This is a genomic window from Acidobacteriota bacterium, assembly GCA_009838525.1.
Lineage (GTDB): Bacteria > Acidobacteriota > Vicinamibacteria > Vicinamibacterales > UBA8438 > VXRJ01.
The window spans coordinates 197,687-218,204 of the sequence record VXRJ01000016.1 but is presented as its reverse complement, the minus strand read 5'-3'; the positions used below and the strand labels follow the sequence as shown (position 1 = coordinate 218,204).

General features: G+C 68.3%; 20 protein-coding genes. 12 read left to right on the top strand and 8 right to left on the bottom strand.

What is annotated here, in order from left to right; all coding sequences use genetic code 11:
- The first annotated feature begins 52 nt into the window (after positions 1-52).
- The 9 genes from F4Y45_05805 to F4Y45_05765 all read left to right on the top strand — a co-directional run bounded on the left by F4Y45_05805 (position 53) and on the right by F4Y45_05765 (position 9,413).
- Positions 53-1,231 carry an ATP-binding protein gene (locus F4Y45_05805; protein MXY24022.1) on the top strand — a complete coding sequence of 393 codons (1,179 nt, stop codon included), beginning with the start codon at positions 53-55 and terminating at the stop codon, positions 1,229-1,231.
- Between the two features lie 26 nt (positions 1,232-1,257).
- On the top strand, positions 1,258-2,553 hold the full coding sequence (locus tag F4Y45_05800; GenBank protein ID MXY24021.1) for a PQQ-binding-like beta-propeller repeat protein: 1,296 nt from the start codon (positions 1,258-1,260) through the stop codon (positions 2,551-2,553).
- Positions 2,550-2,828 carry a hypothetical protein gene (locus tag F4Y45_05795; GenBank protein MXY24020.1) on the top strand — a complete coding sequence of 93 codons (279 nt, stop codon included), beginning with the start codon at positions 2,550-2,552 and terminating at the stop codon, positions 2,826-2,828. The genes F4Y45_05800 and F4Y45_05795 overlap by 4 nt, the downstream gene beginning before the upstream one ends.
- Entirely contained in the window at positions 2,825-4,468 is a 1,644-nt protein-coding gene (locus F4Y45_05790) for a sodium:solute symporter family protein (GenBank protein ID MXY24019.1), read from the top strand. Before F4Y45_05795 ends, F4Y45_05790 begins: the two co-directional genes overlap by 4 nt.
- Positions 4,469-4,489: 21 nt before the next feature.
- Positions 4,490-5,824 (top strand): DUF2029 domain-containing protein, encoded by a 1,335-nt coding sequence (locus tag F4Y45_05785; GenBank protein MXY24018.1) that lies wholly within the window; start codon positions 4,490-4,492, stop codon positions 5,822-5,824.
- Complete coding sequence (locus F4Y45_05780; protein ID MXY24017.1) at positions 5,821-6,690, top strand: DUF547 domain-containing protein; 870 nt, start codon at positions 5,821-5,823, stop codon at positions 6,688-6,690. Before F4Y45_05785 ends, F4Y45_05780 begins: the two co-directional genes overlap by 4 nt.
- Before the next feature lie 22 nt (positions 6,691-6,712).
- Positions 6,713-7,879, top strand: coding sequence for a hypothetical protein (locus tag F4Y45_05775; GenBank protein MXY24016.1), 1,167 nt, complete (start codon positions 6,713-6,715; stop codon positions 7,877-7,879).
- 142 nt (positions 7,880-8,021) lie between these two features.
- The gene (locus F4Y45_05770) at positions 8,022-8,396 is read left to right on the top strand and encodes a hypothetical protein (GenBank protein ID MXY24015.1); all 375 of its coding nucleotides are present in this window, start codon (positions 8,022-8,024) and stop codon (positions 8,394-8,396) included.
- Between the two features lie 69 nt (positions 8,397-8,465).
- On the top strand, positions 8,466-9,413 hold the full coding sequence (locus tag F4Y45_05765; protein ID MXY24014.1) for a hypothetical protein: 948 nt from the start codon (positions 8,466-8,468) through the stop codon (positions 9,411-9,413).
- A gap of 24 nt (positions 9,414-9,437) precedes the next feature.
- On the opposite strand, the gene F4Y45_05760 is transcribed toward F4Y45_05765, so the two are convergent.
- Positions 9,438-10,922, bottom strand: coding sequence for a hypothetical protein (locus F4Y45_05760; protein ID MXY24013.1), 1,485 nt, complete (start codon positions 10,920-10,922; stop codon positions 9,438-9,440).
- A 94-nt stretch (positions 10,923-11,016) separates the two neighbouring features.
- On the opposite strand from F4Y45_05760, the gene F4Y45_05755 reads away from it, so the two are divergent.
- The 3 genes from F4Y45_05755 (at position 11,017) to F4Y45_05745 (ending at position 14,645) form a co-directional block, all read left to right on the top strand.
- On the top strand, positions 11,017-12,024 hold the full coding sequence (locus tag F4Y45_05755; GenBank protein MXY24012.1) for a DUF4159 domain-containing protein: 1,008 nt from the start codon (positions 11,017-11,019) through the stop codon (positions 12,022-12,024).
- A 17-nt stretch (positions 12,025-12,041) separates the two neighbouring features.
- Positions 12,042-13,271 (top strand): mandelate racemase/muconate lactonizing enzyme family protein, encoded by a 1,230-nt coding sequence (locus tag F4Y45_05750; protein ID MXY24011.1) that lies wholly within the window; start codon positions 12,042-12,044, stop codon positions 13,269-13,271.
- A gap of 72 nt (positions 13,272-13,343) precedes the next feature.
- The gene (locus tag F4Y45_05745) at positions 13,344-14,645 is read left to right on the top strand and encodes a phosphopyruvate hydratase (GenBank protein MXY24010.1); all 1,302 of its coding nucleotides are present in this window, start codon (positions 13,344-13,346) and stop codon (positions 14,643-14,645) included.
- 20 nt (positions 14,646-14,665) lie between these two features.
- Here the strand turns inward: F4Y45_05745 and F4Y45_05740 are convergent, their stop codons facing one another.
- The 7 genes from F4Y45_05740 to F4Y45_05710 all read right to left on the bottom strand — a co-directional run bounded on the left by F4Y45_05740 (position 14,666) and on the right by F4Y45_05710 (position 20,460).
- Positions 14,666-15,706 (bottom strand): hypothetical protein, encoded by a 1,041-nt coding sequence (locus F4Y45_05740; protein ID MXY24009.1) that lies wholly within the window; start codon positions 15,704-15,706, stop codon positions 14,666-14,668.
- A 1-nt stretch (position 15,707) separates the two neighbouring features.
- Positions 15,708-16,109 carry an NIPSNAP family protein gene (locus F4Y45_05735; GenBank protein MXY24008.1) on the bottom strand — a complete coding sequence of 134 codons (402 nt, stop codon included), beginning with the start codon at positions 16,107-16,109 and terminating at the stop codon, positions 15,708-15,710.
- A gap of 77 nt (positions 16,110-16,186) precedes the next feature.
- Entirely contained in the window at positions 16,187-16,870 is a 684-nt protein-coding gene (locus F4Y45_05730) for a matrixin family metalloprotease (protein MXY24007.1), read from the bottom strand.
- 65 nt (positions 16,871-16,935) lie between these two features.
- Positions 16,936-17,190 (bottom strand): type II toxin-antitoxin system Phd/YefM family antitoxin, encoded by a 255-nt coding sequence (locus tag F4Y45_05725; GenBank protein MXY24006.1) that lies wholly within the window; start codon positions 17,188-17,190, stop codon positions 16,936-16,938.
- 25 nt (positions 17,191-17,215) lie between these two features.
- The gene (locus F4Y45_05720; protein ID MXY24005.1) at positions 17,216-18,220 is read right to left on the bottom strand and encodes a Fic family protein; all 1,005 of its coding nucleotides are present in this window, start codon (positions 18,218-18,220) and stop codon (positions 17,216-17,218) included.
- Positions 18,221-18,301: 81 nt separating this feature from the next.
- Positions 18,302-19,366 carry an alpha/beta hydrolase gene (locus F4Y45_05715; protein ID MXY24004.1) on the bottom strand — a complete coding sequence of 355 codons (1,065 nt, stop codon included), beginning with the start codon at positions 19,364-19,366 and terminating at the stop codon, positions 18,302-18,304.
- A gap of 299 nt (positions 19,367-19,665) precedes the next feature.
- Entirely contained in the window at positions 19,666-20,460 is a 795-nt protein-coding gene (locus tag F4Y45_05710) for a hypothetical protein (GenBank protein MXY24003.1), read from the bottom strand.
- Between the last annotated feature and the right edge of the window lie 58 nt (positions 20,461-20,518).

Genomic DNA, 20,518 nt, shown 5'->3' with positions numbered 1-20,518 from the left:
CGTTCGACGCGCGCATATACCATGAAATAACTATAGTCATCTGTGTATTATCATGGTTAATGTGGCGGGTCAGACGATTCCCCGACTGGCGCGGGATGCGACCACGCAGGCGCTCGGACGCTCGCCGGTAGTCGCCATCGTCGGTCCGCGCCAGTGCGGAAAGACCACCCTCGCCCGGCAACTGGTAGCCGCCGGCTCGGCCAACTACTTCGATCTCGAGGATCCGGTCAGCCTCGGACGGCTGGACGAGCCGCTGACCGCGCTTCGGGACCTCTCCGGCATCGTCGTCATCGACGAAGTCCAGCACCGGCCCGACCTGTTTCCAATCCTGCGGGTGCTTGCCGACCGCGAGGGCAACCCGGCGCGGTTCCTCGTCCTCGGAAGCGCAGGTCCGAACCTGCTGCGCCAGAGCGCGGAATCGCTGGCCGGTCGCATCGAGTACATCGAACTCACCGGGTTTCAGGTTTCGGAGGTCGGCGTCTCGCGGATGGACCGACTCTGGGTTCGGGGAGGGTTTCCGCGATCCTTCCTGGCCGGCACGGAGGCCAACAGCCTGGCGTGGCGGAGGGCCTTCGTACGCACGTTGGTCGAACGCGATCTTCCACAGTTCGGCGCGCAACTCAGTGCGCTGGTCGTGCACCGGTTGCTCGCCATGGTCGCGCACTACCACGGGCAGGTCCTCAACGTCGCGGAGCTGGCGGCAGCCCTCAACGTGAGTCAGGGTACCGTGCGGCGTTACCTGGACCTCCTGCATGAACTCTTCCTGATCCGGCAGTTGCGTCCCTGGCACGAGAATCTCGGCAAACGCCAGGTCAGGCGCCCCAGGGTCTACATCCGCGATAGTGGCCTGTACCACCACCTGATCGGTGTCGGAACGATGGATGCGCTGCGGCAGCATCCGCGCATCGGCGCTTCCTGGGAGGGGTTCATTCTGGAGAAGGTGATTGCCGAGGCCCTCCCGGACGAAACCTGCTTCTGGGCAACCCACAACGGCGCCGAGCTGGACCTGCTCCTGATGGGCCGGGGCACGCGGGTCGGCGTCGAGATCAAGCGGGTCGATGCGCCGCGCCGCACGCGTTCGATGGCGGTTGCTGTGGAAGACCTCCGTCTGGATGCGCTCTACGTGGTCTACCCGGGCGACACGCAATACCCGATTGATGACCGGATCACCGCCATCCCGGCTACCATGCGCCTGTCCCCGTTCGACCCCGGCATCGCCGGTCGACTGTAGCCGGGGTTTCACTGCGGGCTGCTAGGATGAGCGCCATGATGACGAAGCGGCGGAAGACGGTGTGCGTGTGCGGCGTGGCTTTGCTTGTTGGCGCCGGGTTTGCGGTAGTTCCCGCCTCGGCGGAGAACTGGCCGACCTGGCGGGGCCCGACGCGGGACGGCGTGAGCTCCGAGACCGGGTTGCCGGTCGAGTGGGACACCGAGCGGAACATCGCGTGGAAGCTGGAAATGCCCACCCGGTCGGGCTCGACGCCAATCATCTGGAACGAACGGATCTTCCTGAACGTTGCCGTCGACGACGACAACATCGAGCTCTGGGCGCTCGACCGGGCGGATGGAACGGTGTTGTGGCAACGCCACCTGAGCGACGGGAACCGGCGGCTGCAGAAGCAGAACCTGTCGTCGCCGTCACCGGTGACGGACGGCGAGCGGGTCTGGGTGATGACCGGCACCGGGATCCTGACGGCGTTCGACTTCGAGGGCAATCAACTGTGGCGGCGCGACATTCAGGCGTCGTACGGACGGTTCGGGCTGAACTGGGGCTACGCCTCGTCGCCGCTCCTTCACGACGGCGCCCTCTACGTTCAGGTGCTGCACGGCATGCGGACCGACGATCCGTCGTACCTGCTGCGGATCGACGCCGCAACCGGCGAGACGGCCTGGCGCGTGGAGCGGCCGACCCAGGCGCGCCGCGAGTCACCCGACTCCTACAGCACGCCGGCCCTGCTCCGGTACGACGGCGTCACCGAGATCGTCCTGACCGGGGGTGATGCGGTGACCGGGCACGATCCGGAGACGGGCGACGAACTGTGGCGCGCCGACGGGCTGAACCCGCGGCGCGAAGGGAACTACCGGATCGTCTCGTCGCCCTTCGTTCGTGACGGCGTCATCTACGCCCCGACCCGCGTCCGGCCGATGCTCGCGCTGCGTCCGGGCGGCCGGGGCGACGTGCTCGAGACGCATGTCCTCTGGCGGACCGACGACGGCCCGGACGTCCCGTCACCGTTGAGCGACGGCGAGCACCTCTACGTGGTGAACGACCGCGGCATCGTCTACGTCATGGACGCGAAGACGGGCGAGCCGGTGTACGGACCGGAGCGGCTCAGCCGCGGCACCTACAGCGCCTCTCCCGTGCTGGCCGACGGCAAGATCTATGTGACCAACGAGAATGGCGTCACCTCGGTCTTCCGCGCCGGACCGGAGTTCGAGCTGCTGGCGGAGAACGACTTCGACGACTACTGCCTCAGTTCGCCGGCGGTCTCCGAGGGACAGATCTTCATCCGGACGACCGGGCACCTGTACGCCATCGGCGAGCGCCGATGACTCGACCGTCGCGCACGACGTCGTGGCTGCTTGCGGCCGGCGTCGCCGCGCTCTACCTGCTGCACCAGGACTACTGGTTCTGGGACAGCGCGCGCCCCCTGGTGTTCGGTTTTCTGCCGATCGGGCTCTTCTACCACGCCGTCTACTCGCTCGCCGTGGCCGGGCTGATGTGGGCGCTGGTCCGCTACGCGTGGCCGGGGCACCTCGAGGTTGACGCGCCGGCCGAGGCCGAGGCGGGGACCGACGGGCCGCCGGCGGGGGAGCCGAAGCCGTGATCCCGGCCCTCGTCGTCATCGCCTACCTCGGCGTCGTCCTCTACATCGGCATCTTCGCGTTCCGGCGCGCGCCGGGAGGGGAACAGGCCGAAGGCTACTTCCTCGCGAACCGGTCCCTCGGCCAGTACGTCTTCCTCCTGTCGCTCTTCGGCACCAACATGACGGCGTTCACGATCCTCGGATCGGCGGGGCACGCTTTCGCCAACGGCATCGTCACCTACGGCCTGATGGGATCGTCGTCGGCGTTCATCATCCCGGTGACGCTCTACCTGTTCGGCACCCGCGTCTGGGCCCTCGGCAAGCGGCACGGCTTCATGACGCCGGTGCAGATGTACCGGGACCGCTGGGAGTGCGGCCACATCGGTACGGCCATATTCGCGCTGCAGGCGGCCCTGCTCGTGCCCTACATCGTGATCGCGGTCATGGGCGGCGGGACGACGCTCAGCGCGGTGAGCGGCGGCGTCGTCCCGTACTGGTTCGGCGGGGCGATCGTCGCCGCTGTCGTGATGAGCTACGTCTTCTTCGGCGGCATGCGCGGCACCGCCTGGGTCAACACCTTCCAGACCGTGCTGTTCCTCACGTTCGGGGCGGCGGCCATCGTCTTCATCGGGGTGAGCATCGGCGGTTTCCCGCAGGCCATGGAACGGCTGCTCGGCTCGCCGGAGTCGGCGCCGCTCCTGACGCGCGAGCGGATCCCGCCCCGCTTCTTCTTCAGCTACATGCTGATCCCGCTCTCGTCGATCATGTTCCCGCACATTTCCATCTTCTGCCTGACGGCGCGGCGGATGGGTCAGTTCCGGAAGACGGTGATCTTCTATCCCCTCTGCATTCTGGCGATCTGGCTGCCGTGCACGTTCCTGGGCCTGGCCGCCAACGCGATGACCGACGTGCCGGCGATCGACGCGAAGCTCGAGGCGCGGGCCGAGCTGGCGGCCGAGCGCGATTCGCTGACGGCGGAAGAGACCGCGTCGTTGCAGCGCGCGGCGGCGGGAGACGACGTCATCATCCTGATGCTGGAGTACTACGCGCCGCTCTGGCTTGCCGGCCTGCTCGGCGCCGGCATCATGGCCGCGGTCATGGCGAGCGACTCGCAGATCCTCGCCCTGTCCACGATGTTCACCGAGGATGTCTTCACGTACTACGGGGGCACGTCCCGCTTCGGCCCGGCGGTGCAGGTGCAGACGGGGCGATTATTCGTCGTGCTCATCGCGCTGGTCGCCTACGTCATCGCGCTGAACGTGCCGCCGGGGATATTCGGCCTCGCCGTGCAGTACGCCTTCTCGGGCTTCACGTCGATGCTGCCGCTGCTCGTCGCGGCGCTGTTCTGGCGCGGCAGCACGAAGTGGGGGGCGCTGGCGGTGGTGATCTGGACTGCGGTGACGATGGCGGGCATCGCCCTGCTGCAGGCCGTCGTGCCCGCGCCGCCTCCCGGGGTCACCGTTCCCGTCTGGACGCTCGCCGGAACGGAGATCATCACGCGCACGCCGGGCGGCACCGACGTGCTCGGCTTCATGCCGGTGCTGCCGATGCTCATCGGCTCGTCGCTCTTGATGGTCGTGGTCTCGTGGCTGACGCCCAAGCCGGCCGCACCCACGCTGTCCCGCTACTTTCCGGAGCAGAACCAGCCCCCGCGTCCCTGACCCGCCAGCGTGGAGCCCGTGGTGAGACCCCCGCTGCATTGGAGCGGCGATACATCGCGCCTGCGCTACGTCGACGCGGTCGGCCTCTGGTGCGCGGTCGGCTACGCCGCCCTCGCCCTGCTGGCGCGGCAACCGGGCGAACCGGGCCTCTCCGCGTTCTTCACGCTCGTCGCCTGGACCGGACTGCCGGTCTTCGGGCTCTACTGGTTGCTCCGCCGGCGCGGCGAGCCGGTTCCGGTGGGCCGCCTTTTCTTCTGGGCGGTTGTCTTCCGCCTCTGCGGCCTGGTGGGCGGACCGTTCTACGAGGACGACTTCTACCGCTACCTGTGGGACGCCTACCGCTTCGCCACGACCGGCACCCCGTACGGCGCCGCACCGGAGGCCTTCTTCCTCGATCCGTCCGTCCCCGCTGCGTTTCAGGATGTGCTGGGCGGCATCAACTATCCGGAATTGCCCACCATCTACGGCCCCACGTCGCAGCTCGTCTTCCTGCTCGGTTACTGGGTGCAGCCGGCCAGCGTCACGGTGCTTCAGGTCATCCTGATCGCGGTCGATCTGGTCACGCTGGGACTGCTGCTGCGACTGACGTCAACCGCCAACGTGCTGCTGTACGCGTGGTGTCCGCTGGTGGTCAAGGAGATCGCGTTCACCGCGCACCCGGACGGCGCCGGGGCCTGCCTGCTGGTCGCAGCCATCCTGCTCGCGCGGGAGCGCCGTTGGCCGGGCGCCGCCGTGCTTCTTGGCCTGGCCACCGGCGCCAAGGTGTTCGGCCTGGTGCTGGCGCCGCTGGTGCTCGCACGCGCGGGCATCCGGCACTGGGTCCTGTTCGCCGCGACGCTCGCGGCGCTGTACGCGCCGTTCGCCCTCCAGGGAGGCACGGACCTGGCGTCGCTGGAGGTGTTCGCGCGCGAGTGGGAGTTCAATTCGGCGGCATTCGGACTGCTGGCGACGGTGATGCCGCGGTTCGAGGCCCGGTTCGCTCTCGGCCTGGTCTTCGCGCTGTTCTGGGTCGCGTACTGCCGTCGGTACGTCCGGCACGAGGTTGCCGGGCGGATACCGCGCGGCGACTGGCTGTACGGCGCACTGCTCGTCGTGTCTCCCGTGATCAATCCGTGGTACCTGCTTTGGCTGCTACCGTTCGCCGCGGCATTCCCCAGCGCCTGGGCGTGGACGGCCTCCGTTGCCGTGCTGCTCAGCTACACTACGGGTCTGAACCTGCAGGACTACACGATGGACCCGTATGCGCAGCCGCTCTGGGTGCGCTGGCTGGAGTTCGGCCTGATACTCGGCGCGCTCGGCTTCGATTGGACCCGGCGCGGGACGCCCCGAGCCGCAGGCAGCGAGGCGGAACGATGATGAAGACAGTTTGGCGAAAGGACGTGGCGAAGAAACGGCGGGGGAGGCGGCTCGCGGGGGCGCTGATTGGCGCCGGCCTGTTCGCGGCGGCGTGCGGCGCGCCCGTGCCGGAGGAGATCGAGGGGTGGGACGTGAGCGACGAGGCCAGCGTCGAGCAACTCGACCACGGCCCGTGGCAGGAGATTCTGGACGGCTACGTCGCCACCGACGGAGAGGGCGTCAACCTCTTCGACTACGAGGGTCTGCAGGCGAACGCCGGGGACGCCGCGAAGCTGAACGCGTACCTGGAATACCTTCAGAACCTCGACCCGCGCGACTATTCGCGGGCGGAGCAGATGGCCTACTGGATCAACTTCTACAACGCGTTGACCGTCAAGGTCGTGCTCGACGAGTACCCGGTGGAGACCATCCGGGACATTCACGAAGGCGTGGTTCCGTACACCGGACCGTGGGACGACGTGCACGCGCGCGTCACCGGGGAGGACCTCACGCTGAACCACATGGAGCACGGAATCCTGCGTCCCCTCTGGCAGGAGGAACGGATCCACTACGCGGTGAACTGCGCCGCCTACGGCTGTCCGCACCTGATCGATACGGCGTTCACCGCCGCCAACACCGAGGAATTGCTCGACGCCGGAGCGCGCGCGTACGTCAACAATTTCCGCGGCGTCGACGTGGTGGACGAGGACTTCATCGTCATCTCGAGCATCTATGACTGGTACGCGGAAGACTTCGGCGACACCGAGGAGTCGATCATGGAGCATCTCCGCCAGCACGCCGAGGACGAACTGGCTACCTTCCTGGAAGGCTTCGAGGGGGCGATCGAGTACGACTACGACTGGGGTCTGAACGCGCAAAACCGCTAGGAGCCCGGGGCGGAGCCTCTTCATGCGCAGCATCGCGCGCACCGCCGTCATCGTCGCCGCGACGCTGCTGAGCGTGGCGCCGCTACTCGCCCAGCCGCGCCTCACAATGGACTGGGAGGCGATGGCCGAGCAGCTCGTTCGGCGCCTCGCGCCGGCCCCGGGAGAGAAGATCCTCCTCGTCGCCCGGCCCGGCCAGTTCGACGAGCTGATCCCGCCGCTCCGTTACGCGCTCATGCGCGCCGGCGCGATTGACCTGGGTGTGATCGACGTCATTGAGGAACCGCATCCGACCGGGTGGGACGGCGATCTCCTGGCGCGGAACCGCGACGCCGCTCGCGCCGTGTACCGGGAAATGCTGCGCGACTTCGACGGCGCGATCATGCTGCCGGGGGCTCGGCCCGACCATGCCGTTTACGCCGCACTGCAGGATCTGCTGCACGAGGGGATCGGCCGGACCATCCATTTCCACTGGACCCAGAACGGCAGCGCGTTCCCGATCCCGGGGCAGCCGATGCCGGGCCAGGCCGTAGTCGACGCCACTTACCAGCGGGCGCTACTCGAGACCGACTACGCCGCGCTCGCGGCGTCCCAGCGGCGCTTCGTCGACGCGATGCGCGGGGCGGACGTGCGCGTGACGTCGCCGCTCGGCACCGACATCCGGTTTCGCATCGGCGACCGGCCGGTGAACTTCGGCGACGGCAACGCGTCGAAGGAACGGACCGACCAGGGGGTGATCCTGATCGACCGCGAGATCGAGTTGCCGTCCGGGGCCATCCGCGTTGCGCCCATCGAGGAAAGCGTCAACGGGACCATCGCCTTCCCGCCGTCGCAATGGGACGGCCGGCCGGTAACCGGGCTCACGGTGCGTATCGAGAATGGCCGGGTCGCTGGTGTCGCCGCCGAGTCGGGCCAGGATGCGGCGGAGGCGGAACTGGCCGGCGTTCCGGAGCAGGCGCGGGCGTTCCGGGAGTTCGCGCTTGGCTTCAACCCGCTGCTGGCGGTGCCGGAGCGCAACCCGTGGATCCCCTACTACGGATATGGCGCCGGCATCGTGCGCCTCTCACTCGGCGACAACTCCGAGCTGGGCGGAACCGTAACCGGTGGCTACGTCCGCTGGAACTTCTTCACCGATACGACGGTCACGGTCGGCGACGAGGTTTGGGTCCGCGATGGCCGCCTCGTCCGCTGAGCGGGGCGGGTAGTACCCGACGTTTTGCGGGAGTAGTCACGGTGGCCGCAGCGATTGGCCCCGACTGCTGGCAGCCATACATTTATGTGGGGTAAGCTTAACCGTTGGGTATGACTGCTTCCCCCTAATTGGAGAGAACCGCATGAAGCGTTACTTCGTTCTAGCTGTACTTTTGGTGGCCGGTGTGGCCCTGGTCCACGGTTCGGCGGAAGCGTCCGGTTCCATCGGTACCGGCGCCGGCAAGGTGAGCCCGCGCGCCGCGTACTCGCAGGGCAAGGCCCTGACGTTCGACCTTCTGGTCTGCGATTCCTGCCCGGTCCAGAGGGGCGACCTCGACCGGGACCGGGCGGTGAGCCTGACGGCCAGCCTGGTGGCGGTCTTCGACGGCAACACAACCGGATCCGCCGACGACGAGGCAGTGACGGCGGTGTGCGGCGGCGGGGCGGTGCAGGGCGAGGAGTGCAATCTCCGGATGGAGCTGGTGCACTACTTCCTCAGCCGCCGCTTCAAGTTGTAGCCGGGACCGTTCCGATTGCCCCCCAGGCCGAAACCAGTGGTTGAGAAAACGTCGAGAGAAGTGCACACAATGTCCAGATACTTCCGCCTCCTGCTGAACATTCCCGCCATCACGGCACTACTTGGGCTCGCGCTCGTCTCCCCCGCGTTCGCGCAGGGGACGCCGTGGCTCGCGGAGCCCGGAACGGGCACCTTCAGCATCACGTACGTCAATCAGAACGCGAAGGAGTTCTTTCGCGAGACCACGAAGGTCCAGGGGCCGCTCGCCGCGACCAACGCGAATCTTGCGCAGAACACCGTGTGGTTCGGCGTCAACTACGCATTCACGGATGCCGTGGCCATCGATGTGCAGTCGGCCTTCGCCCGGAGCTTCGTGGCCGGGGGAGTCGGCCCGTCAGGCGGCCAGGAGAGCTACAGCGGCCTGTACGATTCCAACATCGCCATCACCTGGCGGGTCGTCGACGAGCTGATCAGCGACGCGCCGAGCGTGGCCCTGCGGATCGGCGCCATCGCCGCCGGCCCCTACGACACCGGCTATATCAACTCGATTGGCGACGGGGGCAACGGCGTCGAGACGTCGCTGATCATCGGTAGATTCGCGGATGCGGCGGGCTTCTCGGCGGAAGTCGGCTACCGAGCCCGGACGAGCACGGAAGTCAACCCGCAGGCGGTGGGAGCCTCCGGCGGGAGTGAGCGTGTCGACATTCCGGCGGAGATGTTCCTGAACCTCGGTCTCTTCATCCCGGTCGGCGGCGCCGTCACGATTGGCGCCGACTACCAGATGGTCAACGCCATGTCTGGCCTCGACATCGGCGGCCCGGGCTTCTCGCCAAGCCGCTTCCCCGGTCTGGAGGAGGATCGCCACCTGGTGGCGGGGCGGCTGCTCGCCAACGTGACGGATACGGTCAGCCTCAACGCCTTCTTCGGTCAGATGGTGGCCGGCCGGAACACGGCGGCATCACGAATCGTCGGATTCGGCCTGGGCTTCGGCTTCGGCGGCGGGGCCCTCGGGTTCTAGGAGTCCACGCCGGCATTCACCTGGCTAGAACCGCGACGCCGGAATCCAGGTGTCGGAGCGCGCCCAGCTCTCGTTGAACTGCGCCTCGACCTCCGCGGTCGGTTTCCCCTGTTTCTGGAGGGCCGTCATCAGGCCGAACAGCGACCAGCCGTTGTTCGGATGGTCCTCGAGCTCGTCGCGGTAGACCTGCTCCGCGTCGGCGTACCGCTCGGCCTCGATCAGCGCGGCGCCGAGCCAGTGCCGCGCGGCGAACGGCAGCGGCTCCGGCTCCGAGTACTCCAGTTGATCTTCCACCTCGACCGCCCGCTGGAACGTGTCGATCGCCGCGCGGAGATCGCCGTCGGCGCGCTGCAGCTCGCCCTCCAGGATTCCGCCCACCGTCTGGAGCAGTAGCCGAGCCTCATCGAAGCGGAACCGCGCGGTGGTCTTCTCGGCGAGCGCCGTCACCCGGTCGAGGTAGACCCGCGCGAAGTCCGCCTCGCCGGCGCGCAGGTGGGCATAGCCCTGCGCGAAGTCCCAGAGCCCGCCCGAGGCCTCCTGCTCGGGGCGGTCGGTCACTTCGAGCACCTCGTCGAACCGGCCGAAGCGGAGCAGCGTCAGCACCTCGTAGACGCTGTCTTCCGTCAGCTTCGTGTAGTCCTTCCCGGCCTGCGCCGCGATTGCCCCTTGGCCGTCCATCGACGCCGCGAACAGCAGCATGTGGAGGTTGTGGCTGGGGTAGATGGCGATCCCCTCGTTGTGCTCCGCCTTCAGATCGGAATGCCAGGCGTCGAGGTTCGAGCGCACGCCGTCCGCCCAGCGGCCAATCTCGTTCCAGGTGTGCGACGGCATGTGGTTGATGTGGCTGGCGCCCGGAATCCCGCTGCCGAGATGCTCCGCGCAGCCGGACGCGAGGCCGGGATCCACGGTCGACTCGGTGGCGTGAATGTAGAGGTGGCACGCGCCGGGATGGCGGATGTCCCGGGCAAGCACGCTTTCGAGCACCCCGTGCAGCCGCTGTACGTTCGGATCGTTGAGGTCGCGCAGGCCGCGGCGCGGCTCGAGCAGGAACAGTGCGTCGGCGTACAGCGTCACCGCATCCAGGTCGTCCGGGTACTGCTCGGCCACCTGGCGCATCGCCTCGGCGTACGCCTCGTCCTGTTCGCGCCGCGTCTCCGGGTCGAAATCCTCCACATAGCGGTGCGTCAGCGCCTCGATGTAGGCCCTCTCCTTCGGGCTCGCGCCGTCCATCCGCTTGACCGCCTCCTGGGTTGCCGCGTAGGCGTGCGGCGCCTCGAACGTCCGCATCGGACCGTTCAGGTACGAGCCCCACGACCACGCTTCGCCCCAGTAGCAGATGGCGCATTCCGGGTCGCGCTTCCACGCCTCGCGGAACGAGCGGGTCGCTTCCTCCTTGGCGAAGGCGTACATGAGTGCGAAACCCTGGTCGAAGTACGCCTGCGCCTCCGGATTGGTGGTCGAGATCGGATGCGCGTGCGGGCCGCGGACGGAGACGTCGTAAAGCCGCATCGGCTCACTGAAGCTCTCCGGAAGATCGCTCCCGGCCGAAGTGTCGCCGGCGCCGCCGTGATCGTGCTGCGCCAGCGCCGGCGGCGCCGCCAGCATGACGGCTCCGGCCAGCAGCACGGCCTGGAGCCCGGTCCATCCCGTCGATCGGCTCATCTTGTGCATCGCTCTTCCGTCCCTTCCGCAGTTCCCCGCCATCGGGTTTCCAGATCATACGCTCCCGCCGTCCCCGGACGCGTGCGCCGCCCGAAAGCTGGGGTATGCTCAGGGTGCCGTGGCGCGTCGTGTTGTCCTGTTGGTCGTCGCGTTCCTCTTCACCGGCCTTCTCGCGGTCGGATCGGCGCAGTGGGGCTGGGGCGTGGGCGAGGGGAACCTGCCCGCCCGTTTTCCGCCCGAGTCGATGCCGGACCGGGGCTTCACCTTCTGCAAGTTGATGTACGACCAGGTGCGCTACGAAGCGCTCGGCATGGGGTGGTCGACCGACTACCCGTTCGCCGGCATCAACCTGATGCACCGGCTGGAAGATCTGACGTCGACCGAGATCAGCACCGACAACCGTGGCGAGCCTAACCACTGGGTCGTCCGGCTGACGGACCCCGAGCTGTTCAACTGTCCGTTCGTCATGGCGGCCGATGTCGGGACCATCGGCCTGAGCGGCGAGGAAGCGGCGGGCCTGCGCGACTATCTGCTCAAGGGCGGCTTCCTCTGGGTGGATGACTTCTGGGGTCCGCGCGCGTGGGACCATTGGGTGAGCGAGATCAGCCGCGTGCTCCCGCCGGCGCAGTACCCGATCCGCGACGTTCCGATGGACCACCCGGTATTCCGGGCGTTGACGCACGTGGAGAAGGTGCCGCAGATCACCTCCATCCAGTTCTGGTACCGCTCCGGCGGACGGACCACGTCCGAGCGCGGCCGCGACAGTGACGTCGCCCACTTCCGGGCAATCACGGACAAGAACGACCGCTTCCTGGTGGTGATGACGCACAACACGGATGTGGCGGACGCGTGGGAACGGGAGTCCGACGACCCGCGGTTCTTCGAACAGTTCTCGCCGGACGGCTACGGTCTCGGCATCAACGTCCTGCTCTACTCGATGAGCCACTGAACGGCGTTCAGATTCCGATGATCACGCCCTGCGGGCGGCGCACGTTTCTTGCCGCGCTTCCGGCGTTCGCCGGTGTCGCGACGACCGCCGCTGCGGTGAGGCCCGCCGCGGCGCCGGTACGGCTGCCCCTCGGTCAGGCGGAGCTGGGGGTGCGGATCACCGGGATGGAGACGATTGTCGTCCGCGCAACCGGACGAACCGCCTGGATCTTCGTGCGCCTGTCGACCAATGACGGCATGACCGGCCTGGGCGAAGCGTCGATGGGACGCCGGACCGAGATGCCCGAGCTGGCCGCGTATTTCGACCTCGTGCGCGACCGCTCGCCGTTCGAGATCGAGCGGTACCGGCAGAACGGCCGGGCAATGGCGGCGGGCGGCGACCGGGTGCAGGCGACCGCGTTCAGCGCGATCGAGCAGGCGCAGTGGGACCTTGTCGGGAGGGCGCTCGGCGCGCCGGTCTACGACCTGACCGGCGGCGCCCTTCGTCACGACCTGCCGGCCTACGCCAACATCAACCGGGCGACGTCGGATCGGACGCCGGAGGGATTCGCCGCGAACGCGCGCCAGGCGGCGGCCGACGGCTTCCGCGCGATCAAGGCCGCCCCGTTCGACGGCTTCCCTCCCCTCGACGGGCCGGCGGCCGACGTCGAGGCGGCGACCGAACTGGGGATTGCCTGCATCGAAGCGATGCGGGAGGCGATCGGTCCGGACGTCGACCTGAAGATCGACGTCCACAGTTTCTTCGACGTGCCCCTGGCCATCGAGGTGGCCCGCCGGCTCGAGCCGCAGCAACTGTCGTGGTACGAGGAACCGGTCCCGCCGACCGACGTGGCGAGCACGAAGGCGATCAAGGAGGGCATTCGCCAGACGATGGCGGGCGGCGAGTTCCTCTTTGGCGTCGAAGGGTTCGAGCCGCTCTGCCGCGAGGGCGCGGTCGACATCATCATGCCGGACGTCAAGCACTGCGGCGGACTCGCCGAAATGGCGGGGATCGCCACCGTGGCGGAACTCCACGGGGTGCTGGTTTCGCCTCACAACCCGAGCGGACCGGTCAGCACGATGGTGTCGGCGCACGCCTGCGCCGGCATGTCCAATTTCGACATCCTGGAGTACCAGTGGAACGAAGCCGACTGGCGCGGCGACCTGCTGGATCCCCCCGAGCGGTTCGAGGCGGGCATCCTGCGCGTGCCTGACGGCCCCGGCTTCGGCATCACGTTGAACGACGCGCTCGCCCGCGAGCATGGGTAGCGGCGCGGCGGCGCCTCCCCCGGCCCCGACCGGCGGCGACCCGCCGGCAACCAGAAGGAGCAAACGGCGGCGATGAAGATCCGTGCGATTGACGCTCTCGAAGTAATCGACTCCCGCGGCAACCCGACGGTGGAGGCGCGAGTCCACCTCGAAGACGGCGCCGTCGCCGAGGCGCGCGTCCCCTCGGGCGCTTCGACCGGCGAACGCGAGGCGGCCGAGTTGCGCGACGGCGGCGGCCGCTACGGCGGCAAGGGCGTGCGCCGGGCCGTCGCCAACGTCAACGGGGAGATCGCGGACGCACTCAAGGGCTTCGACGCGGCGGATCAGGAAGGGCTCGACCGGCGGATGATTCAGCTCGACGGGACGCCGAACAAGGCGCGGCTGGGCGCGAATGCGATGCTGGGCGTCTCGATGGCGGCGGCCCGGGCCGAGGCGGCGTCGGTGGGAGTGCCGCTGTATCGGCACCTGCAGGGCCTCCACGGCGGCACCGACAGCGACGGGGCGGTATTGCCGGTTCCGTGCCTCAACGTGATCAACGGCGGCCGCCACGCCGACAACACCGTCGATTTCCAGGAGTTCAAGATCGCGCCGCACAACGCGCCCACCTTTGCCGAGGCGCTGCAGATGGGGATCGAGACGTTCCATGCCCTCCGCGCGCTCCTGAAGACGGACGGCAAGTCGACCGGCATCGGCGACGAGGGCGGATTCGCGCCCGACCTGGCAAGCAACGAAGAGGCGGTCGAGCTGATTCTCCGAGCCATCGAGGCCGCCGGCTACCGTCCCGGCGCCGATATCGCGATCTGCCTCGACCCCGCGACGAGCGAAATGTGGCGTGACGGCGGTTACGTCGCGTTCAAGTCGGATCAGTCGGTGCGGAGCACGACCGAGATGATCGATCTGTGGCGTTCCTGGATCGACCGCTATCCGATCGTCCTGATCGAGGATGCGCTCGCGGAGAACGACTGGGAAGGCTGGGCGCAGTTGACGGAGTCGCTCGGGCCGCGCATCGAGCTCGTGGGCGACGACCTCCTCTGCACGAACCCGGCCATCCTGCGGGAGGCGATCGACAAGAACGTCGCCAACTCGATCCTGGTGAAGCTGAACCAGATCGGCACCGTCACCGAGACGCTCCAGACCGTCCGCCTCGCCCAGGAGCACGGCTACGGCGCTTACATGTCGCACCGCTCGGGCGAAACCGAGGACACGTTCATCGCCGACCTCGCCGTGGCGACCCGCTGCGGGCACATCAAGACGGGCTCCGGCTGCCGCGGCGAACGGACCGCGAAGTTCAACCGCCTGCTCCGGATCGAGCACGACCTGGCGGGAGAATGCACCTACGCCGGGATCGGCGGCTTCAATCAGTCGGTGCTCTGACCGTCGCCGGAACGGGCGCGCTAGCGGGCGGCGGGCGCGTCCGACCGCCGGTAGCGCTCCGGCAACGGCGGCATGTAGGTCGGTGGCGTGTCGTGGAAGTAGCCCTCGAGAAACTCCACGCGGCTCTCGAGGGTTGCCGACTCGATGGCCCTGGCGGCATCCCGCCACGCCTGCCAGTCGGGGCCGTTGCCCCCCATCAGCACCGCCCGCCCGGGCTGCAGGGCGAGATAGTGGTCATAGCCGGCATAGCGGGTCATCGTGATCATCTCGTCGTGGCTGCCGCTGGGCTCGGTGCGGCTCGCGGCGCCCTCGGGATGCAGGACCTGCCACTGTCCCATCGGGCGGGCGCCCAGCTTCTCCTCGAAGGGCCAGACCGCGGACACCGTGCCGTCGAGCAGGCCGCGGAATGACCCTGCGCGGATGCGCCGGTAGGTCAGGGTTATCAATTCCCGGCCCGCCCCGCGATCGGCGTCGCGGCGCACGGCGATCAGCTCGTCCGCCGGATCGGCCGCGGCCCCGGCGTCGATCTGTTCGTACGCTTCGCCGGAGACGCCCGGCAGGTAGCGCGGCCGCGTCGTGGCGGTCAGCCCCTGCAGGAAGTAGCCGCCCTCCGATCCGCGCGCGAACGTCTGCCGGATTCGCAACGCCTCGTTGTTCCGCAGGCGGTTCGGACCGTTGCCGCCCAGTGCGTTCGAGGCCGGACCGCGGGTCTGTTGCCAGTGCTCGAAACTGGCGTAGCGGGCCAGGCGGTAGCCTTCGTCGAACTCCGGATGGCCGGCGCCGCCGTCGGGATGAACCACCTGCCACTGCCCCACGATACGGGCGCCGATCTGCTCGAACCAGGGCCACACGCCGTAGGCGCTTGCCCGGTAGTACATCTCGTGGGTCCCGCGAGCGAGGTACTGGTGGCGCAGCATCAGCACTTCGTCTTCCGGCCCCAGCGGTCGCGCCACGTCGTTGCGCGCCGCCACCGGCGGTGGCGCGTCGGCCACTTGCTGGGCCGCCGCAATCGTCCCGAGCAATGCCACGCAGAGCAGCGCTGGGCCGAGAGTGCTCTTCAAGCTACTTGATCAACGAGTAGTCGGTCGCCTCGAGCCAGAGCACGTCGACGCCCTGCACGATGCGGCCGTCGCGCTGCGATTCCTCGGCGACCTGCGACCACTCCGGGTCCGCCCGGAACGCATCCCAGCTCGCCTGCGCCGCGTCGCGGCTGTCGTGGGCCAGGATGTACACGAGCGTGTTCTCCGAGAGCGGCGCTTCCTGCGGCGTCCAGTAGCCGACGTTGGTCATGCCGTGCTTCTCGAAGATCCGCGTCGTGTGGTTGCGGAACCGCGCGTTCAGGGCGTCGAGCCGCCCCGGATGCGACGTGTAGGTGCGCATCTCGAAGATCTTCTCTCCCTGCGCCGAGGCGACAGGTTCGAAGTCGGCGAACTGCCCGGCCGCGAAACCGAGGCCAAACACCATGAGGCCGAGGGCGACGAGCGTGTTGCGGGTCATCATCGTGGCAACTCCTTCTGGTGAAACCTTCCGGTGGAAGCCGTTCATTCTAGCCCGGCCGGTTCCTCCCCGGAAGCGTAGCGCTCTATGAGGCGTTCGCGGTCGGCTTCGGTCAGGCGCATGTACTGGGGCCGGTCCTTCGCCAGCCCGCCGGTCTGGCACGGCCCGCACATCAGGGTCGTCGGGTTCCGGTTGTGCCGCAAACCGAGGGTGTGTCCGAGTTCGTGGGCGAGGATGTTGCGCGCGATGTTCGGATTGAAGGCCATCGCGGTGGCGTCCTCCTCGATCGCCACGAAGTAGCGTCCCGGGTGGCGCGGCACCGGCCAGGCGAACGACATCAGGTCCTGGCGCGACAGCAGCAGCACCGCTTCGGCGTCCAGATCGGTCACCTCCTCGGGCGCGTCCGGCTCGTTCGGTCCGCCCCGCAGGCGGCCCGCGCGCTGGGAGATCGACCGGGCGTAGTTCTCGAGGGGACGCATGATGGGCGTGCCGATCCGGAGCTCCTCGGTCAGGCGAAGCGGCAGCTCCAGCTCCTCCGCCACCTCGTTCCAGAACCTGATGGCGTCGAGCGCCATCGGCAGCCGGACGTCGTTCGTGTCGTAGGCGAGGATGACCACGCGGTGCTCCGCCTGCCCGTTCGGCGCCGCGGCGGCGGCCGCGGGCAAACTGACGGACCCCGGGTGAAGCACGCAGAGCAGTGCGAGAACAAAGTACTTGATGATGTTCACATGGTATTCGGATCACCGTCGCCGCGATCAAGGTGCCGACGGCACGTCCGTGTCGATTAGGAACATCAGATGTCAACCGGTCGGGCAGGCAATCGAATGCGCTCGAATTCCCCGCCATCACGCGGGATCGCAAGCAGCAGCTCCGCAAGCGTAGGAGCCTTGGCCCGCTCCAGATGACGCAGGCGCTCGTACTCCTCCACTGCCAGCACCACCACCGCCGGCTTGCCCCGGCGGGTCACCCGCTGGGGTTCCCCCGAGCGCGCAGCCTTGACGACGGCGCTGAACCGGTTTTTTGCATCCTGCAACGACCATTCCGTCATATGGGCCTCTACTGTCCAGTTCTTGTCAAGTCTGATTCCACGGGCCCTCGGACCGAACCTGCCGCCCCAGCGCGGTCAGGCGATACCTCTGATTCCTGGCTCTCGGCGCGTCCGAGCGGGTCATCTCGACGTACCCGCACTGTAGTGCCGGTAACAGGTAGCGCTCCCGCATCCACTTGCGGTCGCGGAGCTCAAGCGCGTGCAGAATCTCCCGCAGGGACATCTCCCCGGCCAGCACGGACAGGAGGCGCTTTACTTGGGGGGTTTCATGTGGGGTGTCTTGGGGGGTCTGGACGGCCGCGAAGATCACGTCCAGCATGAACGTGATGAACGCTGTGCTCGCGCCCGCCTCCGAACTCCGCCTGATGGCCTGGTAGTAATCACCTTGCCGGTCACGGACAAGGCTCTCGACCGGCACATGGGCGAACAGCGGCTTCCAGCGGGTCAGGATGAGCGTCTGCCAAAGGCGTCCCAGGCGTCCGTTGCCGTCCTCAAACGGATGAATGAACTCGAACTCGTAGTGGAAGACGGAGCTTGCCACCAGGGGATGCTCGCCGGTGCTGCCGAGCCACGCCAACAGACCGGCCATGAGTTGCGGCACGCGCCCGGCGGGCGGGCCGACGTGGTGGATTCGATCCTGCCCCATCACGGCCACGCCGCCGCGGCGATAGTGACCCGGCGCGTCCAGCAGGCCGGCCATAAGAACCCCGTGGGCGCGGAGCAGGTCGGTTTCGCTGGCCGGGTTCCACCCGTCGAACTGCTCGTACGCCTCGATGGCGTTGCGGGCCTCCTGCACGTCCCGTGGCGGGGCGATGACCGGCTTGCCGTCGAGAATGGTGGCGACCTGCTCCTCGCTGAGGACGTTGCCCTCAATGGCCAGCGAACCCTGGATGGTGCGGATGCGGTTGATGCGCCGCAGCCGCAAGTCTTGGGAGACGCCGGACGCCTCGGCGCGGCCGATCGCTTCGCCGATCTGCGCGACGCGGGACAGCATGCCCGGCGTGATCGAGTATGGCGGTTGTTCGTTCATGCGACTCCTGAGAGTGGGTTCCGTCATATCCCCAGCTTCTCGAAGAGCCCCGGCGTCGGCAGGCCCGCCGCGTTACCGCAACTACGCGTCACGCAGGAAGTCAATCAGCAGCCGCGCGGTTTCCTCCGGCTGCTCCTGTTGCACCCAGTGGCCGGCGCCGTCGATGAAATGCACCCCCCGCATGTCGGTGCAGGCCGACTCCTGCATCCGCTCGAGCGAGCCGGGCCGCTGGTACGCGCCCCAGTCGCTGCTGCCGGCGATGAACATCGACGGGATGTCGATGGTGCGTCCGGCGAAGGTGCGCAGCTCTTCCGAGAAGACGCCCGAGCGATACCACTGCAGGCCGCCCTGGAAGCCGGTCCGGCCGAACTCCTCGCTGTAGACGCGCAGCTCGCGGTCCGGCAGCCAGGTGTTGGCGGCGATCTCGGCCGGCGTCGGCATCTCCTTGGCGACGGTCTCGGCCATCGTCTCGTCGAGGTCCATGATGTAGTAGGTGGGCATCTTCGCCACTTCGGCGGCGGTCCATCCGGCCAGACGGTACGGACGGTTTTCCTCCCAGTCCGCGCTCTTGTGGTGGTAGTAGGCACGGAGGAAGTCGTGGATTCCCTGCGGCGCGCGCCACATGTCGTTGTTCGCCTCGCGCGTCGTGTAGTAGCGCTGGTAGTGCTTGCGCGGGCGCGAAAGGCGCGTCATCTCGGCGTGGATGTCCGGTTCGGCCGGAGCCGGCTGCTGCGGGTTGTCGGCGGTGTCGAACGGAAAGCTCGGGGTGCCGCCGAACGGCGCGCTCATCAGTGCGACGGCGCGGAAGATATCGGGACGTGTGACGGCGCACCACGCGGCGACCGGCGATCCGAAGTCATGGCCGAACACGGCATCGACCGACCGGTAGCCGAGGGCCGAGACGAGCGCGAGCGCGTCGCGGACCGCATTCAGCCGGCGGTAGGACCGGAGGTCGCCGTCGTAGTCGGGATCCCAGCCGGTGGTTCGGCCGTAGCCTCGCTGATCCGGTGCGACCACGTGGTATCCCGCCTCCGCGAGGGGAACGAGGACATGGCGCCAACTGTAGGCGAGCTCGGGAAAGCCGTGCAGGAGAAGCAGGAGCGGCCGGCGGTTCGCGGCGTCGTATCCCGCTTCGAGCAGGTGCATGTCGAGCCCGTGGACACCGGCGACGAAGCGCGAGCGGACGCCGTCGGGCAGGACGCTCGGGTCGTACGGGCCGACCGGGTCGGTCTGCGCCGCCGCTTCCGCCGATGCCCGTGCGCGGGCCGGGACCGTCGAGTGCAGCGCCGCGCCGCCCAGCAGCGCGCCCGCGCCGCGCAGTACGTCGCGCCGCGTCAGGCCGGTGGCGGTCGTGGCCGAGCCTGCGGCAGGCGCGGCCGGGAGGGTAACGGAATGGTCGGATCCGGTCATGTCGGTACCTCTCAGTGGGGATGAACGACCCGTTCTCACCGCGACAGCTCGCCCCGGCCGAGCATCGCGACGAGGGCGTCGGCGCGCGCCAGCGAACCGCTCTGGCGCAACAGGTCCATCCGGTCGAAACGGCTCATGCCGAGGAACTGGGCGAGTCCGTCGACGAGCGCCGCGTCCGGCAGCTCATCGGGTGTCGGGGTGGCGTCCGGGTCATCGAGGGCCAGCAGCTCCAGCAGGAGCGGCCGGTGCCGTCGCAGCGGGTCGCGCTCGTCGTCGCCGACGGGTTCCGGGATCGCCACGACGTCGGCCATCCGGTACGGCCGGCTCTGGTCCTCGGACGCAACGCGGAACTTCGTGATGCCGCGCAACACGATGTTGTAGCGGCCGTCGGCCAGCTCTTCGACGTTGGCGATGACGCCCGCGGTGCCGATCTCGTAGATCGGCGGGTTGCCCTCGTACTCGCCTTCGTAGCCGGGCCGAAGCATGACCATTCCGATGATGCGGTTGCCTTCGAGGGCGTCGGCCACCATCTGGCGGTAGCGCGGCTCGAAGATGTGAAGCGGCCGCGACGCGTGCGGGAAGAGCATGATGTCGTCGAGCGGGAAGATGGGGATCGCCGGGGGCAGATCGGCCACCGCGGGCCCTGCCTGGGATCCCGACGACGCGGCGAGCGGCGCGATGGCGGGCGGCGCAAAGGGGGACGGCCAGAGGAAGCCGAACGCGATCGCAACGGCGAGCAGCCCGTGGTGAAACGCCGCGTAGCATCGAGAGGGTCGAGGCGCCCGGCTGACCAGGCGCGACGACCTGCCGCCCCGCATGGCTCCTATCATATGCGCCGTGGCCGAGCCCGCCGAAATGCCGGCCTGGAGGCCGGCGCACCGCACGAAG

Coding starts and splice junctions, on each gene's coding strand:
- F4Y45_05805 (MXY24022.1), top strand. CDS start 53: ATGGTTAATGTGGCGGGTCAGACGATTCCCCGACTGGCGCGGGATGCG.
- F4Y45_05800 (MXY24021.1), top strand. CDS start 1,258: ATGAGCGCCATGATGACGAAGCGGCGGAAGACGGTGTGCGTGTGCGGC.
- F4Y45_05795 (MXY24020.1), top strand. CDS start 2,550: ATGACTCGACCGTCGCGCACGACGTCGTGGCTGCTTGCGGCCGGCGTC.
- F4Y45_05780 (MXY24017.1), top strand. CDS start 5,821: ATGATGAAGACAGTTTGGCGAAAGGACGTGGCGAAGAAACGGCGGGGG.
- F4Y45_05775 (MXY24016.1), top strand. CDS start 6,713: ATGCGCAGCATCGCGCGCACCGCCGTCATCGTCGCCGCGACGCTGCTG.
- F4Y45_05770 (MXY24015.1), top strand. CDS start 8,022: ATGAAGCGTTACTTCGTTCTAGCTGTACTTTTGGTGGCCGGTGTGGCC.
- F4Y45_05765 (MXY24014.1), top strand. CDS start 8,466: ATGTCCAGATACTTCCGCCTCCTGCTGAACATTCCCGCCATCACGGCA.
- F4Y45_05760 (MXY24013.1), bottom strand. CDS start 10,922: ATGCGGCTTTACGACGTCTCCGTCCGCGGCCCGCACGCGCATCCGATC.
- F4Y45_05755 (MXY24012.1), top strand. CDS start 11,017: ATGACGGCTCCGGCCAGCAGCACGGCCTGGAGCCCGGTCCATCCCGTC.
- F4Y45_05750 (MXY24011.1), top strand. CDS start 12,042: ATGATCACGCCCTGCGGGCGGCGCACGTTTCTTGCCGCGCTTCCGGCG.
- F4Y45_05745 (MXY24010.1), top strand. CDS start 13,344: ATGAAGATCCGTGCGATTGACGCTCTCGAAGTAATCGACTCCCGCGGC.
- F4Y45_05735 (MXY24008.1), bottom strand. CDS start 16,109: ATGGTGTTTGGCCTCGGTTTCGCGGCCGGGCAGTTCGCCGACTTCGAA.
- F4Y45_05725 (MXY24006.1), bottom strand. CDS start 17,190: ATGACGGAATGGTCGTTGCAGGATGCAAAAAACCGGTTCAGCGCCGTC.
- F4Y45_05720 (MXY24005.1), bottom strand. CDS start 18,220: ATGAACGAACAACCGCCATACTCGATCACGCCGGGCATGCTGTCCCGC.
- F4Y45_05715 (MXY24004.1), bottom strand. CDS start 19,366: ATGCACCTGCTCGAAGCGGGATACGACGCCGCGAACCGCCGGCCGCTC.
- F4Y45_05710 (MXY24003.1), bottom strand. CDS start 20,460: ATGATAGGAGCCATGCGGGGCGGCAGGTCGTCGCGCCTGGTCAGCCGG.